This window comes from Aliikangiella maris (assembly GCF_040719265.1).
Lineage (GTDB): Bacteria > Pseudomonadota > Gammaproteobacteria > Enterobacterales > Kangiellaceae > Aliikangiella > Aliikangiella maris.
This window is the reverse complement of record NZ_JBFDAH010000001.1, coordinates 307901-329662: the sequence shown is the minus strand read 5'-3', so window position 1 is coordinate 329662 and position 21762 is coordinate 307901. Positions and strand designations below refer to the sequence as shown.

Annotated in this window: 19 protein-coding genes and 1 tRNA gene; 5 read left to right on the top strand and 15 right to left on the bottom strand. The window is 39.4% G+C overall.

Features of this window, described 5'->3' with window-relative positions; genetic code table 11:
* Positions 1 to 12: 12 nt before the first annotated feature.
* The 3 genes from sdhA to sdhC are packed head-to-tail and all read right to left on the bottom strand — an operon-like array spanning position 13 to position 2492.
* A complete protein-coding gene (gene sdhA, locus ABVT42_RS01445; RefSeq protein ID WP_353873316.1) occupies positions 13 to 1776 on the bottom strand; it encodes a succinate dehydrogenase flavoprotein subunit in 1764 nt (587 codons plus the stop codon).
* Between the two features lie 3 nt (positions 1777 to 1779).
* A complete protein-coding gene (sdhD, locus tag ABVT42_RS01440) occupies positions 1780 to 2127 on the bottom strand; it encodes a succinate dehydrogenase, hydrophobic membrane anchor protein (RefSeq protein WP_353873315.1) in 348 nt (115 codons plus the stop codon).
* On the bottom strand, positions 2121 to 2492 hold the full coding sequence (gene sdhC / locus ABVT42_RS01435) for a succinate dehydrogenase, cytochrome b556 subunit (RefSeq protein ID WP_353873314.1): 372 nt from the start codon (positions 2490 to 2492) through the stop codon (positions 2121 to 2123). The genes sdhD and sdhC overlap by 7 nt, the downstream gene beginning before the upstream one ends.
* A gap of 386 nt (positions 2493 to 2878) precedes the next feature.
* Between sdhC and gltA the strand changes: the two genes are divergently transcribed.
* A complete protein-coding gene (gene gltA, locus ABVT42_RS01430) occupies positions 2879 to 4168 on the top strand; it encodes a citrate synthase (protein ID WP_353873313.1) in 1290 nt (429 codons plus the stop codon).
* A 76-nt stretch (positions 4169 to 4244) separates the two neighbouring features.
* Here the strand turns inward: gltA and ABVT42_RS01425 are convergent, their stop codons facing one another.
* The 4 genes from ABVT42_RS01425 to ABVT42_RS01410 all read right to left on the bottom strand — a co-directional run bounded on the left by ABVT42_RS01425 (position 4245) and on the right by ABVT42_RS01410 (position 7280).
* The gene (locus ABVT42_RS01425) at positions 4245 to 5258 is read right to left on the bottom strand and encodes an XrtA/PEP-CTERM system-associated ATPase (RefSeq protein ID WP_353873312.1); all 1014 of its coding nucleotides are present in this window, start codon (positions 5256 to 5258) and stop codon (positions 4245 to 4247) included.
* Between the two features lie 67 nt (positions 5259 to 5325).
* Positions 5326 to 5964, bottom strand: coding sequence for an exopolysaccharide biosynthesis polyprenyl glycosylphosphotransferase (locus ABVT42_RS01420; RefSeq protein ID WP_353873311.1), 639 nt, complete (start codon positions 5962 to 5964; stop codon positions 5326 to 5328).
* A gap of 9 nt (positions 5965 to 5973) precedes the next feature.
* Entirely contained in the window at positions 5974 to 6495 is a 522-nt protein-coding gene (locus tag ABVT42_RS01415) for a nucleoside-diphosphate sugar epimerase/dehydratase (protein WP_353873309.1), read from the bottom strand.
* A 308-nt stretch (positions 6496 to 6803) separates the two neighbouring features.
* Entirely contained in the window at positions 6804 to 7280 is a 477-nt protein-coding gene (locus ABVT42_RS01410) for a GAF domain-containing protein (RefSeq protein ID WP_353873308.1), read from the bottom strand.
* A gap of 172 nt (positions 7281 to 7452) precedes the next feature.
* Here ABVT42_RS01410 and asnS point away from each other — a divergent pair, with 172 nt between their 5' ends.
* Complete coding sequence (gene asnS, locus ABVT42_RS01405) at positions 7453 to 8856, top strand: asparagine--tRNA ligase (protein ID WP_353873307.1); 1404 nt, start codon at positions 7453 to 7455, stop codon at positions 8854 to 8856.
* Between the two features lie 179 nt (positions 8857 to 9035).
* Here asnS and ABVT42_RS01400 read toward each other — a convergent pair whose 3' ends face one another.
* The 5 genes from ABVT42_RS01400 to ABVT42_RS01380 all read right to left on the bottom strand — a co-directional run bounded on the left by ABVT42_RS01400 (position 9036) and on the right by ABVT42_RS01380 (position 15136).
* The gene (locus ABVT42_RS01400) at positions 9036 to 9590 is read right to left on the bottom strand and encodes a nitroreductase family protein (RefSeq protein WP_353873306.1); all 555 of its coding nucleotides are present in this window, start codon (positions 9588 to 9590) and stop codon (positions 9036 to 9038) included.
* Positions 9591 to 9635: 45 nt separating this feature from the next.
* Positions 9636 to 12788, bottom strand: a complete 3153-nt coding sequence (locus tag ABVT42_RS01395) for a bifunctional diguanylate cyclase/phosphodiesterase (protein ID WP_353873305.1) — start codon at positions 12786 to 12788, stop codon at positions 9636 to 9638.
* Between the two features lie 227 nt (positions 12789 to 13015).
* Positions 13016 to 13091 (bottom strand) — tRNA-Glu (locus ABVT42_RS01390).
* A 118-nt stretch (positions 13092 to 13209) separates the two neighbouring features.
* Complete coding sequence (gene lolD, locus ABVT42_RS01385) at positions 13210 to 13896, bottom strand: lipoprotein-releasing ABC transporter ATP-binding protein LolD (RefSeq protein WP_353873304.1); 687 nt, start codon at positions 13894 to 13896, stop codon at positions 13210 to 13212.
* A complete protein-coding gene (locus ABVT42_RS01380; RefSeq protein WP_353873303.1) occupies positions 13889 to 15136 on the bottom strand; it encodes a lipoprotein-releasing ABC transporter permease subunit in 1248 nt (415 codons plus the stop codon). The genes lolD and ABVT42_RS01380 overlap by 8 nt, the downstream gene beginning before the upstream one ends.
* 178 nt (positions 15137 to 15314) lie before the next feature.
* Here ABVT42_RS01380 and ABVT42_RS01375 point away from each other — a divergent pair, with 178 nt between their 5' ends.
* Both ABVT42_RS01375 and ABVT42_RS01370 read left to right on the top strand, forming a co-directional pair.
* Positions 15315 to 15914 carry a PilZ domain-containing protein gene (locus ABVT42_RS01375; protein WP_353873302.1) on the top strand — a complete coding sequence of 200 codons (600 nt, stop codon included), beginning with the start codon at positions 15315 to 15317 and terminating at the stop codon, positions 15912 to 15914.
* Positions 15915 to 16003: 89 nt separating this feature from the next.
* Positions 16004 to 16288: a hypothetical protein gene (locus tag ABVT42_RS01370; RefSeq protein ID WP_353873301.1), complete on the top strand. Its 285-nt coding sequence runs from the start codon at positions 16004 to 16006 to the stop codon at positions 16286 to 16288.
* 125 nt (positions 16289 to 16413) lie between these two features.
* Here the strand turns inward: ABVT42_RS01370 and ABVT42_RS01365 are convergent, their stop codons facing one another.
* From ABVT42_RS01365 to ABVT42_RS01355, 3 genes are all read right to left on the bottom strand, one after another.
* Positions 16414 to 17499 carry a mechanosensitive ion channel family protein gene (locus ABVT42_RS01365; RefSeq protein ID WP_353873300.1) on the bottom strand — a complete coding sequence of 362 codons (1086 nt, stop codon included), beginning with the start codon at positions 17497 to 17499 and terminating at the stop codon, positions 16414 to 16416.
* 113 nt (positions 17500 to 17612) lie between these two features.
* The gene (gene nagZ, locus ABVT42_RS01360) at positions 17613 to 18629 is read right to left on the bottom strand and encodes a beta-N-acetylhexosaminidase (protein WP_417281468.1); all 1017 of its coding nucleotides are present in this window, start codon (positions 18627 to 18629) and stop codon (positions 17613 to 17615) included.
* Between the two features lie 155 nt (positions 18630 to 18784).
* Positions 18785 to 19363 carry a chalcone isomerase family protein gene (locus tag ABVT42_RS01355; RefSeq protein ID WP_353873299.1) on the bottom strand — a complete coding sequence of 193 codons (579 nt, stop codon included), beginning with the start codon at positions 19361 to 19363 and terminating at the stop codon, positions 18785 to 18787.
* Positions 19364 to 19830: 467 nt separating this feature from the next.
* On the opposite strand from ABVT42_RS01355, the gene ABVT42_RS01350 reads away from it, so the two are divergent.
* Entirely contained in the window at positions 19831 to 21702 is a 1872-nt protein-coding gene (locus ABVT42_RS01350; RefSeq protein WP_353873298.1) for a M2 family metallopeptidase, read from the top strand.
* Positions 21703 to 21762 lie beyond the last annotated feature (60 nt).

The following is a 21762-nucleotide window of genomic DNA, read 5'->3' as shown; positions in this document are numbered from 1 at the left end:
TCTCTCTCAGCACTAATAAGTTCTAGCTTTTGGTGGGAATGCATCCACTGAAACGGGTTGCATATTCACGGCGCGTGTATCCATCTCGTGCGTTTCAGGATAATACAAGCTATGGGTTAACCAGTTTTCATCATCACGTTCTGGATAATCTTCACGGCTATGTGCACCACGACTTTCCGTTCTGAAATTAGCGGCTTTAGCTGTGGCTCTAGCAGTTGCCATTAAGTTATCCAGCTCAAGACATTCAACACGCATTGTATTAAAAGCTTTTGATTTATCGGTTAAGCCAGCACCTTTTAGTCTTTCTGCAACTTTCTCAAGTTCAACCATGCCTTTTTCCATCAAATCACCTGTTCGGAAAACGCCAAAGTGATTCTGCATGATTTGCTGCATATCTTTGCGAATAACAACCGGATCTTCACCACCATTACTATTTTCCCAACGATTATATCGAGCCATCGCAGCATCAACATTCTCGGTTGTATATTCACTTTGTGGCATACCTTCTGCCAATGCATCTTCTAAATGCATACCTGCAGCACGCCCAAATACAACTAGGTCAAGCAATGAATTACCACCTAAGCGGTTAGCACCGTGCACCGACACACATGCGATTTCTCCAACCGCATATAAACCATCAACAACATATTCTTCCTGACCTGGCTTTTTACCGATTACCTGACCGTATTTATTCGTCGGAATACCGCCCATCATATAATGACAAGTAGGCACAACCGGAATTGGTGCTTCTACCGGATCCACGTGAGCAAAGGTTCGTGACAATTCGCAGATCCCTGGTAGTTTAGTATTTAAAGTGTCAGCACCAAGATGGTCAAGTTTCAACATGACGTGATCACCATTAGGTCCGCAACCGCGTCCTTCAAGAATTTCTTTTGTCATTGAACGAGCAACAACATCGCGGCTAGCTAAATCTTTGGCATTTGGTGCGTAACGTTCCATGAAACGCTCGCCATCTTTATTAATTAGGTAGCCACCTTCACCGCGACAACCTTCTGTCACTAACACGCCAGCTCCCGCAATTCCTGTTGGGTGAAACTGCCACATTTCGATATCTTGCACAGGAATGTTAGCTCGTAGAGCCATACCAACGCCATCACCAGTATTAATCAATGCATTCGTTGTAGAAGAAAAAATTCGACCTGAACCGCCCGTTGCAAATACGGTTACACGCGATTTGAATAAAGCAACCTCGCCGCTTTCAATAGACATGGCGATTACACCACAGCATTGATTTTTATCATTCATGACTAAATCAATCGCGTACCATTCATTGAAAAACTGAGTCTTAGCCGCAAGATTTTGCTGATATAATGTATGCAATAAAGCATGTCCTGTACGGTCTGCCGCAGCAGCCGTTCGTGCCGCTTGCTCACCGCCAAACTCTTTAGACTGACCACCAAAAGGACGCTGATAGATTTTTCCATTTTCCAAACGGGAAAATGGTAACCCCATGTGCTCTAGCTCAATAACCGCATCGGGACCATTTTCACACATAAACTCAATAGCGTCTTGATCACCGATATAATCTGACCCTTTAACGGTATCAAACATATGCCAGCGCCAATCATCATCATGTGAGTTGCCCAGTGCGACGGTGATACCACCTTGTGCCGAAACAGTATGTGAGCGGGTTGGAAAAACTTTTGAAATAAGTGCAACTTTTTGCCCTGATTTGGCTAATTGAAGTGATGCTCGCATACCTGCACCACCACCGCCGACGATTACAGCGTCATAGGTATAAACTGGTATTCCCATTCTCTATACACTCCAGATAATCTGCGCGCCCCAAATCAGAAACGCAAAACATAATAAAATCACTAACACCTGAAAAACCAGACGAATTGCGGTTGGTTTAATGTAGTCGGTCGACACAATCCATAAACCAATCCAAGCGTGAAAACATAACGAAGCAATTGCCAATAGTGAAAAAATCTTGAACCAGGTTTGAGCAAACAAACTGTGCCATAGATTAAAAGACATTGATTCAGCAGAAAGCACAAAACCAGTCAGATAAATGACATATGCAGCCAAAACAACCGCGCTGACTCGTTGAATTACCCAGTCGTGCAGACCACTACGTCCAAGACTTGTTGCAGAAGTTACCATATCCACACTCCTAAAATAATAGCGACTAATACGCCAAGTGCAATAACGGCAGTAGCGCCAAAACGGCCACCTTCTAGTGACTCACCAATACCGGCGTCCATCAATAAATGTCTGATACCTGCAATAATATGGTAAGACAGCATCGATAAGATTAACCAGAGCGTGAGTTTTGCAATCACACCAGATAAAATGCTTTGAAGTTGATTGAAGCCATTTGGTGTCAGACTTTGTTGAAGTGCCCACAGACAAAATGGAATTGCGATGAAGAGCAGTACGCCAGTTATCCGGTGTAAAATCGAAGAAATCGATGTCACTGGAAATCTGAACGCTGCCAGGTTTAGGTTTACAGGTCTATTATTGTTCACGGTTACAATTCTTCTCGATTGTGTGAAATAGATTAATGTTGACTACATATTTTAAGCAGAATACGAAGATTCTGCTAAACTTTTAACGACGATGTTACCTTTTAAAGATATTGTCATAAAAAGTCTTGCCAACCCCAGTGGTGGCGAATTATATAAGCCTAACGCACTGATTACAAATGAATTAAAATACTAGGTAATAGATATCAATTTTGTCTATCAATTGACCATTGAATTGAGATAAAAACACTAATGTATTTGACAAAACGCTATCATTCTTTATAGTAGCGCGCTCTAACAACAACAAAACATTTAACTACTAGTTTGCTGCATTTTGTACCAAAACTGGGCAAAATTAACGCAATTTCAAGAAGACAGGAGCTAATAATATGACGGATAAATCCGCCAAACTGATTTTACCCAGTGGTGAAGAACTCGTTTTGCCGATGTATTCACCTAGCGAAGGTAACGATGTCATTGATGTTTCTCAGTTGGTAAAGAGTGGCTTTTTCACTTATGACCCCGGTTTCATGTCAACCGCATCCTGCGAGTCTAAAATCACTTATATCGACGGTGGCTCAGGAGTTCTTTTATACCGCGGCTATCCTATCGATCAGCTGGCTGATGAGTGTGATTTTATGGAAGTTGCCTACCTGCTGCTAAATGGAGAACTACCTAATCAATCTGAAAAGCAGGGTTTTGTTGATGAAATCAACAACCACACTATGGTACACGAGCAACTGGCTACTTTTTTCCGTGGTTTTCGTCGCGACGCCCACCCTATGGCAATTATGGTGGGTGTGGTAGGTGCACTTTCTGCATTTTATCATGATTCATTAGATATTAATGACCCCGAGCATCGTTCTCGCAGTGCAACGCGATTAATTGCTAAAGTTCCAACAATTGCTGCCATGTGCTACCGCTATTGGATGGGACACCCATTTGTCTATCCTCGCAATGAAATGACCTACGCAGAAAACTTTTTAAACATGATGTTCAGCATGCCTTCACATGATGAAAAACCAGATCCTGTATTGGTTAAGGCAATGGATCGTATTTTCACACTACATGCTGATCACGAACAAAATTGCTCAACCTCTACGGTCAGATTAGCAGGCTCTTCACACGCAAATCCATTTGCATGTATTGCCGCCGGTATCGCCTCACTTTGGGGACCCGCTCATGGTGGTGCGAACGAAGCTTGTTTAAATATGTTAAATGAAATTGGTGACGTAAGTCGTATACCAGAGTTTATTGCCAAAGCAAAAGATAAAAACGATCCTTTCCGACTAATGGGTTTCGGTCACCGCGTATATAAAAACTTTGATCCACGCGCAAAAGTAATGCGTGAAAGTGCACATGAAGTATTAGCGGCAACAGGAAAGCAAGATGATCCTATCTTAAAAGTTGCAATGGAACTTGAGAAAATTGCGCTTGAAGATGAGTATTTCATTGAGAAAAAGCTATACCCAAATGTTGACTTTTATTCTGGCATAATCTTGCAAGCCATTGGTATCCCGGTCAACATGTTCACTGTAATTTTTGCACTCGCTCGTACCGTTGGCTGGGTTGCACAGTGGAAAGAAATGATTTCAGAGCCAACACAAAAAATTGGCCGTCCTCGTCAGTTGTATACCGGAGAGTCGCATCGAGATGTACAACCTATTGAGAAGCGCTAAACATTTGACTCCTCATTACGAATCAATAAAAAAAAGCTCCTTTAAGGAGCTTTTTTATTTCTTGCAAATTAGGTAATTACTCATCACCAAAATTTAAAGATATTTGGACGATTTTGCGCATAAATTCACGCTCTTTTCTAAAGCGATCTCGCAGATCCTGAATTTCTTTTTCCAGTTGATGAACACGCACTTCGATAGCAGAAGCATCCGCAGGTAATGACTTATCGACAACTTTTAATGGTACTTTGGATTTGGCTGCGGCTTCTTTTCCAGCATCATTTTCCTGGGTAATTTCTGAAGTTACAATTTTAACAATTTCACCATCAATTCGAGATTTCTCTTCTAAAAATCCGTACAACAATAAGCGATCACAAGTGGTATTAATTTTTCTTGGTACACCCTCGGTAAAATCGTAAATCAGTTGAAAGGATTCAGCAGTAAAGCTGGGTAAATTATCCCACCCCACTTTTCTCAAACGATGCTCAACATAAGCTTGAGTTTCTTCTACATCAAGGTGCGCAAGGTGGTAGGATGCGGTAACTCGTTGGCGAACCTGTTCGAGCGCTGGGTCACGTAGGTGCTCTCTGAATTCAGATTGGCCAAGTAAAAATATTTGTAGCAAAGTTTTGCCATCATGGTAAAGATTAGAAAGCATCCTTAGTTCTTCTAATGTTTCAAATGGCAGGTTTTGTGCTTCATCAATTACCAACATGCAGCGTTTACCTTCTTTGCTGCGAGCAATAAAAAAGTTTTCCAGATTTTTAAGCAATGAAGACTTTTTATTTTCTTTATGGGCTAATCCAAAGGTTGCAGCGACCATGCGCAAAATATCAGTAGAATCCAGTTGGGTGTTGATTAATTCGGCAGCAACAACATCATTTTTTCCTTCAAGGGAGCCAAATAAAGTTCGAACCAATGTACTTTTACCAGTTCCCACATCGCCAGTCACCACGATAAATCCTTCACCTTGTGACAGTCCGTACTTCAAATAGGCCAATGCCCGTTTATGTGTACTACTACCAAAGAAGAAGAAAGGATCAGGTGCTAACTGGAATGGTTTACCTGATAACTTATAATATGATTCGTACATTATTTACCCTTACAACAACCATTGAAATGAATTGATTTTATTCTAGCCCACTTTTTTTTCTAAGTTATTAACGTGCACCCTTTTGCCATATTATAACCTGTGCCGTCTGCGCCAGAATAGCCAAATCTAAGAAAACACTGTAATTTTTTATATAATAAAGGTCAAATTGTAATTTCTCTTTTGCGTCTTTTATATCATCACCATAAGGATAACTCACCTGTGCCCAGCCAGTAATACCGGGTTTTACTCGATATCGCATTCGATAATAGGGAATATTTTCTGCAAGTTTTTCTACAAATTCGGGCCGTTCAGGGCGAGGCCCAACAAAGCTCATATCCCCTTTTAACACATTAAGTAATTGAGGTAACTCATCCACACGCGTTTTACGCATAATTCGACCAATACGCGTGACTCGATTATCATCTTTCGCAGCCCATTGAGCACCTAGTTTTTCGGCATTTTCAATCATACTGCGAAACTTATATATTACGAATACCTTTTCGTCCTGTCCAACCCTCTTTTGGAGGTAAAACGCCGGCGCGTTTAAACCCGACTCTTTTTTAATCAATACAACCAATACCGGATAAAGTGGCAGAGACAACAAAAGCATCACACTACTCAGTAAAATATCCACCATTCGCTTAATCAAAATTCTGGTGTAATCCTGGTTAAATCCTTCAATAAATATAAAGCGCTGCGGATGCAAAATATCAACTTAAATTTTACCGGATCGTTTCTCAAAAAAGTCACTGATTTCAGTAACTTGTACGCCCTTCATTTTACAATCAATAATCTCATCAACAGGATAGTTTTTACGTTGACCTTCAATAGCAACAATAATTTCATCAATACCGTAATCAGTGACAACCTTGGTTAATGGTTCATGACTTCGAATGACTTTTGCAGCATCCACTTCATCATGTTCACCTTTCAAATGCAAAAAACCAACCAGTGTAATGCCAATCCAATCAGATTTTCGCTTGAGCTCATTTAAGCGACAGGCTAGTTTTCCAGTGCCCAAGACTAAATAGAGTCCAACAGCAATCAATGAAATAAATGCAACCAGTGCAAAAACGATTGCTTTAACATGAAATAGTTCGGTTAGCTTTCTATCTATCGGCACATCATTGAATCGAATAGCAACACCAATATAAAAAGCACCAAGAGCACTGATAAACTCAAGCAAAACCAGTATGGTTAAACTTCGAGGAATATAGTGTCCAAAAATTCTACTCAAAATTAATCACCGTTGATTAATTGGCTTACGATTGGGTCAGAATTATTATTAGCTAGAACAAGCGAAGTTTAGTCAGCAATAAGAAAATGCAGCTTACTAGCAACACACAAGTTGGACATAGCCAAGCGGGCTATCTGATTAAACTCTATCGCTTAGAGCGTCATATAAATCACAGTAAATAATTAACTTTCAATCGATTTTTAATTGTTAAAGCATAGACTATTTACTGAAATTCAACTAAAAATTATATTAAAACAAACATTTCAACTCAGTACTGCGAAGCAAAATTGGCGATTTAACAAAGATATTTATTGTGGAAATTCCGTTTTGTCAATTAAGGTTTTAACCAATGCCATCAAACCTTCAGCATCTTGTTCATCGAAACGATTTAAAGATGGGCTATCAATATCTAAAACACCAATAACCTTATCATTGACAACAATTGGACATACAATTTCAGATTGTGAACGAGCATCACAAGCAATATGGCCGGGAAAAGCATGGACATCAGCAACCAATTGAGTTTCGCGGGTTTTCGCTGCGGTCCCGCAAACACCTCGCCCCAATTCGATAGCAACGCAAGCAACTAGGCCCTGGAATGGCCCTAATAATAAGTTGCCATCGGGCTGAGTTAAATAAAACCCAACCCAATTGATATCCTTTAAATAAGTATTTAAGAATGCACTGCACTGGCTCAAGTTAGTGATCATATTGGTATGACCGTCTAAAAGTTCAGCGAGTTGTCGATTTAGTAAGCGATAAAACTCTATTTTAGTATTATCCACAATAATCATCTCAAAATGTTTAATGGCATTGTGCGCTATTTTATGCGAATTAATTACGCAAACCCAGCAGATTATTGCTGTTTTACGGATTTCCACTGGAAGTTAGTGGTTTTCAAGGTTAAGATTGCCCTCCACTATTTTAAAATATTGATAAGATTAATTGGAGTAAATAATGAGCAAGCATTGGTCAATTGCAGACCTACTCGCCGGCAAAGTTGAAGCAGACAGTCAAATTATTGTAAAAGGCTGGGTAAGAACCCGTAAAGATTCTAAAGCAGGATTTTCTTTTATCAATTTGCACGACGGCTCATGTTTTAATCCAATTCAAATTATTGCCCCTGGTGAACTCAATAATTACCAGTCAGATATACTTAAAGTGACCACTGGAGCGTCGATGTCGGTTGAAGGTATTTTGGTGAAGAGTCAGGGACAAGGCCAGTCTTATGAAATTCAGGCAACCAGCATTCAAGTGCTGGGATTAGTTGACGAACCAGCCAACTACCCCATTCAACCAAAACCACATACGATGGAATTTTTGCGTAGTGTCGCCCATTTAAGACCAAGAACCAACGCGATAGGTGCAGTTTCACGAGTTAGAAACTGCTTATCACAGGCGATTCACCGATTTATGTATGAACGCCAGTTTAACTGGATTCACACACCAATTATTACTGCAAGTGATTGTGAAGGCGCCGGCGAAATGTTCCGTGTCAGTACACTCGATCAAACAAACTTACCTTTGACCGAGAAAGGCGAGATTGATTATTCACAAGATTTTTTTGGTAAAGAAGCCTTCTTAACGGTATCTGGCCAACTCAATGTCGAAACCTATTGTTCCGCTTTATCCAAAGTATATACTTTTGGTCCAACTTTTCGTGCAGAAAACTCAAATACCAGTCGTCATCTTGCCGAGTTTTGGATGGTAGAACCAGAAGTAGCATTTGCCGATTTAGCACAAAATGCCGACCTTGCTGAAGCGATGTTGCAATACATATTTAAGGCAGTACTAGATGAGCGAGCAGACGACCTTGAGTTTTTCAATCAACGAATCGATAACACGGTTATCGAACGACTAGAATCAGTCGTCAATAATCAATTCGAACGCATGGAATATACTGAGGCGGTTAATATTTTGCAAAATTGCGATGAAAAATTTGAATTCCCCGTCGAATGGGGAACAGATTTGCAATCGGAGCATGAGCGATATCTGGCAGAGAAAAAAGTTGGTAAACCCATTGTGCTGATGAACTATCCAAAAGATATTAAAGCCTTTTATATGCGTTTAAATGACGATAACAAAACAGTTGCAGCAATGGATGTTCTAGCACCTGGTATTGGAGAAATTATTGGAGGAAGTCAACGTGAAGAACGTCTGGATGTGCTTGATCGACGAATCGAAGAAATGGGATTACCTAAAGAAAATTACTGGTGGTATCGCGACTTAAGACGCTATGGAACAGTTCCTCATGCGGGATTTGGATTAGGGTTTGAACGAGCAGTATTATATGCAACCGGAATGAAAAATATCCGTGATGTTATTCCTTTTCCTCGAACGCCCGGTTCTGCTGAGTTTTAATAAAACTGAGAATAACTAAAAATATTTTGTACCATTTAAAAAGACCGACTTAGTTAAGCCGGTCTTTTTTTAAGCCATAAAAGTAATTATCGGTTTAAACAGCTCATACTTCTTTAATTTCATAGGCGCCAACAAGCTGTCATTACAATTTGTTGTTTTAATCAGTTTAATATAATTAGTTATTCAAAAGTAACATGATTACTCTGCTCGACCCATTGAACAGGTTGCTTGGTGCCTTCTTCACTACCTAAATAGATAAAGCCAACTATTTTCTCATTGTCTTCCAACCCCAATAAACCCGCAAAATAAGGGTCAAAAGTCCAGTCACCTGTTCGCCAAATCGCACCAATATTTTGAAAGTGTGCTGCCATTAGCAAGTTTTGTACACTCGCACCACCTGAAAGAATTTGTTCGATTTCTGGCACATTGGGATGCTCTTTAATTCCAACAGAAGCGACGATAACCATTGGTGCGCGTTGAGGCTTTGCCAAAATACGCTGTTGCTTATCTTCGCTTAGCTCGGGTTCGGCATTTAAAGATGCTTTGAGCATCATTTCTCCAAGCCGGTTTAAGGCACTTCCTTGATATACCCGATAGCGCCAAGGCTTTAATAAAGCATGATCGGGGGCGCGCAGAGCAGCTTTAAAAAGAATTTCTAATTGCTGTTTATTTGGTGCGGGTTCAACAAGTTTATTATGTGATTTACGAGATAAAAGTTGTTCTAAAGCATCCATGATTTGCCCTTTAGTTTAAATGTAATCGTTTTGTGTTTGCTTATTCTAGCAAGTTCCCTTTACCCACTCAACGAACTGTTCAAAGGGCATTGGTTTAGCGCGAAAAAAACCTTGTAACAGATCACAATTATGATTAATCAACCATTGTTGTTGTTGCTCAGTTTCTACCCCTTCCGCTAAAACAGTCAGATTCATTGAGTGTCCAAGCTGAATAATCGACTTGGCAATAGAGGCACTATCATCATCAGTTTCAATATCAGCAATAAAACTACGGTCTATTTTTATTTTATTGATTGGAAATTGCTTCAAATAGCTTAACGAAGAATAACCTGTACCAAAATCATCAATCGCCAGTTTAAACCCTGCACCACGTAAAGAGTGCATAATTTGAATAACCCTTTCTACATTTTCCATTGTTGTACTTTCGGTAATCTCACATTCAATCCGTTTAGGAGACACTTTTTCTTTTGTGGTTATTTTGATCATGCTTTCAAAAATATTTTCTCTTTTGAATTGTACGGGAGAAATATTTAACGCAATAGTAATTGGCGGAAGCCCTATCGAATCCATTTGATTAATCAGTCGGCATACCTCGCGGATAACCCAGGCACCTATTCGATTAATCATATTACTCTGTTCAGCAATTGGAATAAATGCGCCCGGAGAAATAAATCCTTTCTGCGGATGTTGCCAACGAATTAACGCTTCTGCACCAACAATTTTATCGTTTTTCAAGTTAATTAGTGGTTGTAAAAATAATTCAAACTGATCGGCCTCTAGCGCGATGGCAATATCTTCTAAAATTTCTTTTCGTTTTTGAATTTCTTCATTCATTTCTTCAACGAAAAAACGTACAGAATTACGTCCTTCTTCTTTTGCCTGATACATCGCCATATCGGCATTTCGCAGTAAATGTTCAGGATTTTTCGAATCGTTTGGATATATTGTGACACCAATACTACATCCAATTTGAAAAATATTATCATCAATCGTAACAGGTTTTGCAATCGCTTGTCTCAGTTTAGATGCAAACAACATTGCTTCAGATGGATCCGTCATATTAGTTTGTACGACACCAAATTCATCTCCGCCCAGCCTTGCAACTGTATCGGTTGCGCGTTTATTTTTAATAATTCTTTTCGCGATAACCTGTAAAAGCTGATCGCCAATACCGTGTCCCAGTGTATCGTTAATTATTTTAAAATTATCTAAATCAACTATCATAATTGCCACTTGGCAAAGCGTTCTTTTCGCTTGTACAACCGCAGACATTAGCCGATCTTTAAACAGACTACGATTGGGTAATTCGGTCAATGGATCATGTAATGCCTGATGACGTAATTGATACTCAGCCTCAATTCGATCAGAAATATCACGCAAAAAAATTGAAAAGAATGCAGCATTATCTTCATGCCAGGAAGTCATCGAAAATTCGGCGGTAAAAATTATACCATCTTGCCGAATTGCCTGAATTTGAACTTGAGAACGCTGCAAAGAACTAATTTCACCTTGCATGAACTCTTCAATCTGCTTGAGTGTATGATTTAATTCACCAGGTACGAGTAATCTGGTGTATTTACTCCCCAAGATTTCAGCTCGTTGATAGCCAAAAATTTTAGCAGCAGCAGGATTCCAATCAACAATGCTTCCGGTCATATCGATAGTGATAATGGCATCCGGTGCAGTTTTTGCGATGGCACGAAATCTTTGTTCTGAAGCTTTACGCTTTTTATCTGCTCTGTCTCGTTTATCCATAGCAATAATCATTTTACGATTACTACTTCTGAGTTGTTCTGTGCGGTAATTGATAGTTTTTGCAACTAAACCAAATTCATTGGGTAATGAATCATCCAGCGGCTTTTCTGATTCATGCGTCAAATGATATACCAGTTCATTGAACGGCTTAATGACAACTCGACCAATCAACCAATACCCCAACAAAAATATGAATAGAATTACCGAAATAAAATAGCCAAACATACCGTTAATTGCGTTATCAACAGGTTCAGTAAATGCTTTTTGAGGTGTCACTAAAACAAGCTTCCAATAAGTTTCAGGAATTAAAAATATATTAATTAATACTGGCTCTTTATATAAAACATCTTCAGGCATATGGAAGGAAATCTGGCGAATCATTGTTTTTGAATTTACTTGGCTATCAAGCAAAATTGCAGCCAATAAGTGTGAGTCCTCTGTCGAAATTTGGTAACTCTCTTGCGTTAAACGTTGTGCTAATGCATTAATCCTATCAGTGGTCTTATCAGTTTGATTATTGCTATATGTATCAATGATAGATTGGTTAATTAACTCAAGTTGTCGAGTAATGGGTAAAAAAGCAGCGTAAATTTTTGAGAACTGATTAACTCGGTAAAAATCTTCTGATTCTTCTCCTGCTTCATTTGTTGTTGTATATTTAGCTTTGGCAATATCAGGATAGGTTAAAAATTTATTATTTCTGTCCACCACAAACGCATATCCCTGCATACTTTGTGTCGTTTGTTGAATAATACTTTTCAGTCCACTCAGCTTAATATCAATAGTGGCGGCGCCATAAAATGAAAAACTCTCTCGTGACATTGCAATACTACAAGTCACCATAGGCTCAAATGAAAATGGATCAAAATAAGATTTTGACCAATAGCATTTATCTCTAGCCAAATATTTTACCGGGACATACCATTCTTCCGAATGGTAACCGTTTCCTTGAGGTAAATTATATTGTTCAAGAAAACCAAGTTGGTTTTGCCGATTTCGAGCCCAAAAAAAACTATGTCGGCTAGCCTTTGGATCAAATAAATAGGCTTCGGGCCATATACCACCACCAGCAATGACCTCTTCCATTCCTGGTTGATCGATTATTGCAGCTAAAGTCGATTTGGTGAGCGATCTATCTTTTGGTAATGTTTCTCCCGCCTTAGCGACGGCTTTAGTTAAGGTTTCGGTCGACTGAATAATTTGGCCTATATCGCCAACCACTGACTCGCCAATTTTGAGTAGTACTCTTTGTTCTGCATCAATCAGTAATGCTTTAACTACTAGACCAATTACTATAAAAAGTACCAAAACAGTAATGGCAAAAATAATCAACGCTTTAAAAGTTAAAGAAAACCTTAAACTCCGATACCACAAAATCTGCGAAGTTGCTTCATTTGATCGCCGGTTATTATTTTTTGTATTGGCGGAGAGATCTGATTGCATATAGTTTGTTGACGTTCCCGAACAAGCAGTATTTTTAGAAAGGGTTTTGGGTCAAGGCAATGTCAATACATGTAGATAGCTTTCAACAAAGATAGTCAAAAGATTTAAAAATAGCAAAAATTAAGTTTTTAATAACTCACAGGGAAGTCAGACTTTAGAACGAATATAGTACGAGAGATTATCTGTAGAAAATAAAAAAGCCAACACGATGTGTTGGCTTTTTAATATGGCGTCCCCTAGGGGGTTCGAACCCCTGTTACCGCCGTGAAAGGGCGGTGTCCTAGGCCTCTAGACGAAGGGGACTAAAACTTTTATCTCAAGGACTTGCCTTAAGAGCGCGCCATTCTATAGATGGTTTTAGGTGTTGTCAAAGTGTATTTTTAAAAAATTTAATTTTTTTTTAATATTCTTAAAATTGCGTCTATTGTTTAAACAAATTAAGCTTACCGTCCATCATTTGATAAGTTTTTTGCAAACTTTTTGCTAGGCGTAAGTCATGCGAAACAATTAAAAAACTGGTATTTTCTGTCGCACTTAATTCACGCATTAGCTCATTTACTGACTCGGCAGTTTGTGTATCCAGATTTCCTGTTGGTTCATCGGCTAAAATACAAGCAGGTTTAGTCACCATTGCGCGAGCAATAGCAATTCGCTGACGCTCTCCGCCACTTAATTTAGCGGGTTTATGAGTGAGCCGGTTTTGTAGTCCGACGCGGGTAATAATTTGTTCCGCTTCAGCTTGGGCAAGCTGATAGTCCATGCCACCAATAAGCAAAGGCATCATTACATTTTCCTGCGCACTAAATTCAGCAAGTAAATGATGAAATTGATAAACAAAACCTAAATACTGATTGCGCCACTCCCCCTGTTTGCGCGTAGAAAGTTGATGAATATCTGTACCTTGTATATAAACAGTCCCACTATCTGGAGAGTCCAACCCACCAAGTATATGTAGTAATGTACTTTTGCCGGATCCCGACGAACCAATAATTGCGACCATTTCGGCAGGTTGAACTTGAATACTTACTTGCTGGAGAACATCGATTTGACTTTGCCCATCGGTAAATGATTTAGAAATTTCGCTAGCCTCTAGCACCCAATTATTCATACCTTAATGCCTCCGCAGGTTTGGTTTTTGATGCTTTCCAGGCAGGAAAAATAGTCGCTAATACGGTTAAAGAAAGCGCAATTGAAGCAATGACAAAAACATCTTGCCAGTGCAGTTCCGAAGGTAAAAAGCCAATAAAATAAACATCGCCAGGAATAACACTCACCTCAAACAGATTTTCAATAAATACCACAACCTGCGGTAAATTAATCGCCAGAGCCACCCCACCAATCACCCCAATCAGAGTGCCAATAATGCCATTCACGCTCCCTTGAACCATAAATATTTTCATAATGGTTGCAGGACTGGCACCGAGTGTACGTAAAATAGCAATATCGGCTTGTTTATCGGTAACGACCATGACCAGCGTGCTAATAATATTAAAAGCCGCTACCGCAATAATAAATGTCAGCAGAATACCGATCATGGCTTTTTCCATTTTGATAGCGCGAAATAAAGTGCCGTGGCTATAATTCCAGTCACTGACATAATATTCAGTACCTAATTGGTTACGCAATTCAAATGCAGTCCACTGTGCATTGAGTACATTATTGGTTGTGACTCTCAATGCCGAAACCAGATCGCCTTTTCGAGTTAATACTGCTGCATCATCAATATGAATTAACGCCATCATTGCATCATGTTCTGATTTGACTTCAAAAATGCCGACCACAGAAAACCGCTTGGTACGCGGTGATATTCCTGCCGGAGAAACGGTTGCGCCATCGGCAATTAGCAAGCTGACCTTATCGCCCATCGTCACCCCTAAACTATTTGCCAGTCCCTTCCCTAAAATAATTCCGTATTCACGTGATCGTAAATTGTTAAGCTTTCCGTACTTCATAAATTTATCGATTATCGAAACCTCGGCTTCCTTTTCTGGCACAATACCTTGAACCAAGCCAAAGTGAGTATTTCGCCCAACTTTAAACATGGCTTGTATATCAATAAAAGGGGCTGCAGCAATAACATCTTTATGTTTGACAACCTGTTGCTCCAGAGCTTGCCAATCTTTAACGCCCTCGCCTCTTTCCCCAATCACAACATGCGGCACCATACCTAATATGCGCTCTTGCATTTCAGACTGAAAACCATTCATAACCGACATAACGGTGATCAAAACAATGGTCCCCAAGGCAATTCCCAACATACTTACCAATGCAATAAAAGATACAAAATTATTACTTTTTCGAGCACTGGTGTAACGCAATCCCACCATTAACGCGACTGATTTTTTCATGATTTCCCAATTTAAGATAAGCGTTACCGCTCAAATCTGATATTTGAATGATTCAGTTTTATACTGAGATAAAAGGATTCTATCAATCTAACCCTTTGGACAAAAGTACTAAATAGCGTAATCTAAGAGAATAAATATGCTATAAGTATTATATTCTCAGGATAGAAGGTTAATTGGAATGTCAGATAAAACACTTGAAAATGAACGACGAGAATACTTTAGAGTAAAAAACTGGATGATCATCAATCAGGATATCATCGATAATATTGAAGATATTCCGCAGTTTGATGATTTAACGACCATTAATTCGCCACGCATAACCTTGCTGCAGGAGCTAACCAAACTTGAAAATGAAAATCAGGCTTATTTAACATCTCTCACCGAAAAACAAAGCCAACTGGGTAACTATTTACTCAATTTAAACAAAAAGGTAGAGCTGTTAACCCATTTTGTTATTCAGTCTCTCAATACTAATCAAGATGATCTGACAGAGGTAGATATCAGTGGCGGCGGCATTCGATACCGTACCAATGAGTTATACCCTGTCGATCAACTCATGAAAATTGAGATTGTTTTAGTGCCCGAGTGCATTGGTATTGTTGCCTATGCCCGGGTAGTAGATTCAAGAGCAATTGACAACGGTCAGCATGAAACCGCTTTAATTTTCGTTAAACTGAAAGAAACTGATCGTGATGCAATTATTCGTCATGTTTTTAAAGTTCAGTCTAAACAGCTGAGAATGCACAAGAAAAATAATTCGAATAACCAGCAAAATTGATAAACAGTTCTATTATTTTCAATTAATATACTTTAAATCATGGAGTTAGAGGAGTATATTAATAACGATTCTAGTATGGAGAAATGAGCATGAACAGAATTAAGAGTGGTTTGATAGTCACGCTAATCAATATTTCCGGAGCTACTATCCCGGTTGTTTCAGGTCAAACCATTCAGGTTAACCAGCAATCAGCATATAGCGTTGAAAAACCAAAAACCGGGTTATCCATGCAACAGGTTGAATCTAAATATGGCTCACCCGCACACAAACTGCCTGCAGTGGGCGATCCGCCAATTACTCGCTGGCAGTATTCGAGTTTTACCGTTTATTTTGAGCATGATCGTGTTATTCACGCCGTTGCCCATCGCAGCTGATAGGTGCAACTAATCAGCCAATATATCCATTAGTCTCCAAATCATACCCTCTAACTCATTACAATCATTAATCATTGAGTAAGATTAATGGATCAAGTTTCGTCCCTGATTGGTAAAATAATGGCTCACGCATGAGCCATCCTTTCTACTTCTTCAATGTGTAACCGCTGCGTTGGGTAGGCAATTTCTGCTTGATTTGTCTGAATAATTTGCGCTATTGAGAGTAAAACCTTCTGCTTTATTTCATGAAACGCAACCCAATCAGTAGTTTTAGTAAAGGTATAAATAAAGAAATCTATTGATGAAGATGAAAATTGATTAAAGTTAACAATCATGGTTTGTGTCGTATCAATATCGGGATGTGATTGAAGCATTTCTTTAACTTCGGTAACGATTTTATCCATTTTGTTAATATCATCGTAGCGAATACCAATGGTTTCATAGATACGTCGATTGAGCATTCTTGAGGGATTTTCAACAGCAATGCTATTAAAAACTGCATTTGGTACAAATAATGGACGTTTATCAAAAGTTCTAATGCGAGTTTGTCGCCAACCGATATACTCTACGGTTCCTTCGATATCTTTATCGGGTGAGCGGATCCAATCACCCACAGAAAAAGGTCTATCCAAATAAATCATTAGTCCACCAAAAAAATTAGCCAATAAGTCCTTTGCCGCAAAACCAACCGCAATCCCCCCTATTCCACCAAAAGCGAGCACTGCGCTGATACTGACGCCAAGTGTTTGTAGAATTACCAGACAAGTGGTAATACTTACCGACGCTCTCAATAATTTACTAATAGCTTCGATAGTAGAATGGTCGATTTTTTCTTCGCGATCCTTTGATTTATTTTGCTCCATCAAGTTTTCTTCTGCGGCGCGAATAAAGCGCACTAAAAACCAGCTGACTAATATGACCAATCCTATGTCGCGAATCGAGCGTTGAATTTGGTAATCAAATAAATAGCGAACCACAATCCAGATACCAATACCCCAAATAAACAAAGCAACCGGCTGACTGGCAGAATCAATGAGTGCGTCATCCCAAGGATTTTTAGTTTTCTTTAATTGATGATGTATATTTCGGTAGACTCTACGCCAAATATAATTGCCCACTAGGGTTAAGAAAACAACTAAAAAAACTTTAATGTAAAAAGTATAATCACCAAAACTCTCGTAAAACCAACTTTCAATATCTGCCAAACTCATTACTAAACCCTAAAATTTTAATGACAATATTTGCTAATCATAAACCCCAAATCATCAATTGCTAATGACAATTTTCAATCATTCAATCTATAAAACTACTATTGACCGTTTCATTAAAGTTCGCTTATTTGTTGACTCAAAGACTGCCAACGTTCGGTATCTTTTAGATTATTCAAACCGCTTGGAGATTGCTGTGCCAATAAGCGTGAAAGCCGCTGTGAGGATTGTGCTGAAAATGACTGATCTTGTAGTGTATCCATCACTTGAATTGTTGCCAATCGGTCATTACATACCAAAACCATATCGCACCCCGCACTAAGAGCCCGCTTAGCTCTATTTGAATAATCACCAACAACCTCCGCACCTTTCATCGTCAAATCATCTGAAAAGACCACGCCATCAAATAGGCAATCGTTACGAAGTTGCTGCAACCAAAAGTTTGAAAAGCCAGCAGGCATCAAATCAACCTGAGGATAGATGACATGTGCCGGCATAATGGCGCCCAGTTGCGCAGCTAACATCTTAAATGGCAATAAGTCGGATTTGGCAATTTCATCAAATGGGCGATCATCAACAGGAATTTCTATATGAGAGTCAGCATCAACTGAACCATGTCCCGGAAAGTGCTTACCTGTTGCCAGCATACCTGCTAGTCGCATACCTTCAATATATGCCTTGGCTAGCTCAACAATTGCTAAAGGCTGAGTTGAAAAAGCCCGTCTTCCGATAACCCGACTAGATAGACTCCCTAAATCTAATACCGGCGCAAAGCTGATATCACAACCAACAGCTTGTATCTCCAACGCCATAATTTCACCAAGTGCACTCGCTAACTCAAGGGCCTTTTGGGGTTGAGTGGCATATATTTCGCCGAGAACGGCTAATTCGGGGAGTCGCGTAAAACCTTCTTTAAATCGCTGAACTCTTCCACCTTCTTGATCAACCGCAATAATAATGGTTGGATTGATTTGCTTGATTTCAGCAGTTAAGGATTCCAACTGCTCAACGGTTGCTACATTTCGACTAAACAAAATCAGACCACCACATATTGGCGAGGCAATTAGTGCTCGATCTTCTTCTGTTAGTTGTGTTCCCGCAATATCCAACATCAGTGGACCAATTCGGTTCATATTAAGATTTCCGATATATTTTGAGATTAAAAAGCTGATGGAATAATAACGTGCCAATGAAAAGAGGTAAACTAGTGCCAATCACAAAAAGAAAAATCCCGCAGAAACGGGATTTTATGAGGACCATTGAGTAAGCTAAAACTAACCTATCAGGATTATTGTCCGAGCAGTTGCTTTTTCATTTCAGCATTAATTGGTTTTTCACCCAACCATGTTTTTAAAAAAGCATCGTAAAAATCTTTACCGGGTATAATTCCTTTTTGATTACCATTGATTGTAACAACCGTGCCTTGTTCTGGCAGAAAATCAATCCAAACCTTGTCACCTTCATGGATTTCATCATGCCAAATCTGGTTAAACTGATTAACCATTGGTTCAAGGGCAGCAAATTCTTGTTCAGAATGATTGGCAATAAATCCCAGGTTGAGCGCACGAATAAGTGCTTCAGGCTTAATCGATGAATTTTGACAATACAATACAAACCGTTTTGCACCCGTATTGGAAAGAATATCTTGCACACTTTGTGCGTCATTTTGCAAATATAACCCACCCACGTAAGTCGATTGACGTGCCTGGCTATTGCTGATTGCAGTTCCTTTAAGTCTGAGCTCCTGACCACCTAATGAAAGGTTAACCACTTCTTCGATATTGACACCAGCAATATCTTTCGCTATCGCAAGACTACTACCTAAAGCAATAATCCCCGAAAAAAGTAAGCGAACTGGATACTTCATACTCTACCCCAGATTTTTGTACGGCCCAAAACAAACCAAATCCCTGGGAAATTATTTTGTTGTTAGCCAGGGACTTAAGCTCAACGAGACTACAACAAGATTCATCCAAGTGCAATCATATTAGATGAAATAATAACCAGTTTCATGGATCAAAATCACATTTTGTTAATTTTTTACAATTATTTTTAACATTCTTGCAAATTTGCACTATCAGTCACTAATCGTTGAATAGAAACTTCACGATGAAATCAGATAAAAGATAAGGTTTCACGCAACGCCCGTATATACAAGGGGTTAGCAAAAATTTATTAACCCTATCCAATAAAAATTTCATTTTGAGATGATAGCGAAACTTGATGCTCGCAGTTATCCGGTATATTCTCTGACACCAACAAATAAGATTACTTGAAAATATACCAGAACAAAATTTAACCAAAAGTTTCAACCCAATAAGGTGAATTCTTCTTATGAGAAAAACAATACGCTTTCAAAAGGTCATATTAGCGGCGTGTGTCGCTACAGCACTGACCGCATGTCAACAAGAGCAGGCACCACAAGAAAAAGCCGCCCCCCCTGCCCTCAAAGGACCAACAGCGGCACAAGCTAAAGCCTTTATCGACAGTGCAGAAAAAGAACTGGAAAGTAAATACGAGTTTCGTGCTAAAACAGCATGGGTACAAGCTAATTTTGTAACCAATGATACCAGTTTTCTAGTTGCAAAAATGAGCGAAGAAGCCACCAAAGATGGTGTTAAACTGGCTCTCGATGCAAACAAGTTTAACGCTGTAGAAGCCGATTATGATACCCGCAGAAAACTTGAAAAATTAAAAGCAGGATTGGTTTTACCTGCACCAAATAACGATGAACAAACAGCAGAACTTGCAGAAATTACTGCAAAACTTGATTCTATTTATGCAAAAGGTTGTACCGAAAATAAAGAATGCCATGTGTTAGGTGAACTGAGTAAAGTATTAGCTGATAACTCAAAATCACACCAGGAAAAACTGGCGGCATGGGAAAACTGGCGCAAAATATCACCACAAATGCGTAAAGATTATTCACGTATGGTAGAAATTGCCAATAAAGGCTCGCAAGAACTTGGTTTTAAAGATGCAGGCGCGCTTTGGCGGTCCAAATATGATATGGCAGCAGATGATTTCGCGGTTGAAATGGACCGCGTGTGGGGCCAGGTAAAACCGCTTTATAATTCACTTCAGTGCCATGTTCGAGCAAAACTTAACGAAAAATATGGCGACGACGTAGTGTCCAAAACAGGGCCAATTCCTGCTCATTTGCTTGGTAATATGTGGGCTCAGGGCTGGAGTAATATTTTTGAAGATGTTGCACCGTCTTCTGAAACACCAGCAACTGACTTAACCGCACGCTTAAAAGCCAAGCAATATAGCGAAATCGAAATGGTGCGTACGGCAGAAAACTTCTTTAAATCAATTGGTTTTGCGCCTTTGCCCGATACCTTTTGGACCGAATCACTATTTGTTAAACCTCGTGACCGTGATGTGCAATGTCACGCCAGCGCGTGGGACTTTAGCAAAGATGACTACCGTATTAAAATGTGTATTCAAAAAACGGCAGAAGACTTTGTAGTTATTCATCATGAATTAGGCCATAACTTCTATCAACGTGCTTACAATCTGACCCAGCCACCACTTTATCGTGAAAGTGCCAATGATGGATTCCACGAAGCCATTGGTGACACCATTGCACTGTCTATTAACGATAGCTATTTGAAAGAAATTGGCTTAATCGATGAAATTCCAGACGAATCAGCAGATTTACCAAATCTGATGAAAATTGCCTTAGATAAAGTTGCCTTTTTACCTTTCAGTTTGCTAGTTGATAAATGGCGATGGGGAGTGTTTAGCGGTGAAATAACGCCGGAGCAATACAACCAAGGTTGGTGGGAACTTCGTGAGAAATATCAAGGTGTAAAATCGCCAGTTAATCGTTCTGAAAGTAATTTTGATCCTGGTGCGAAGTATCATATTCCAGGAAATGTGCCCTACTCACGTTATTTCCTGGCGCACATTTTACAATTTCAGTTCCATCGTTCACTGTGTCAAATAGCGGGTTATGAAGGCCCACTGCACCGCTGCTCTATTTACAACAACAAAGAAGCCGGCGCAAAACTTGAAGCGATGTTACAAATGGGGTCAAGTCGTCCATGGCAAGAAGCCCTGGAAACCTTAACCGGTTCCAATCAAATGGATGCCACCGCCATGATTGATTATTTTGCACCGTTGAAAAATTGGTTAGATAAGCAAAACGAAAGCCGTCAATGCGGCTGGGATATCACAGAGAAATCTAATCCTGAAGCTTAATTAAAAACTTTATCCAATAAGATGCCCTTAAAATCTTATTGGAAAATTTCTCTTAAAAAA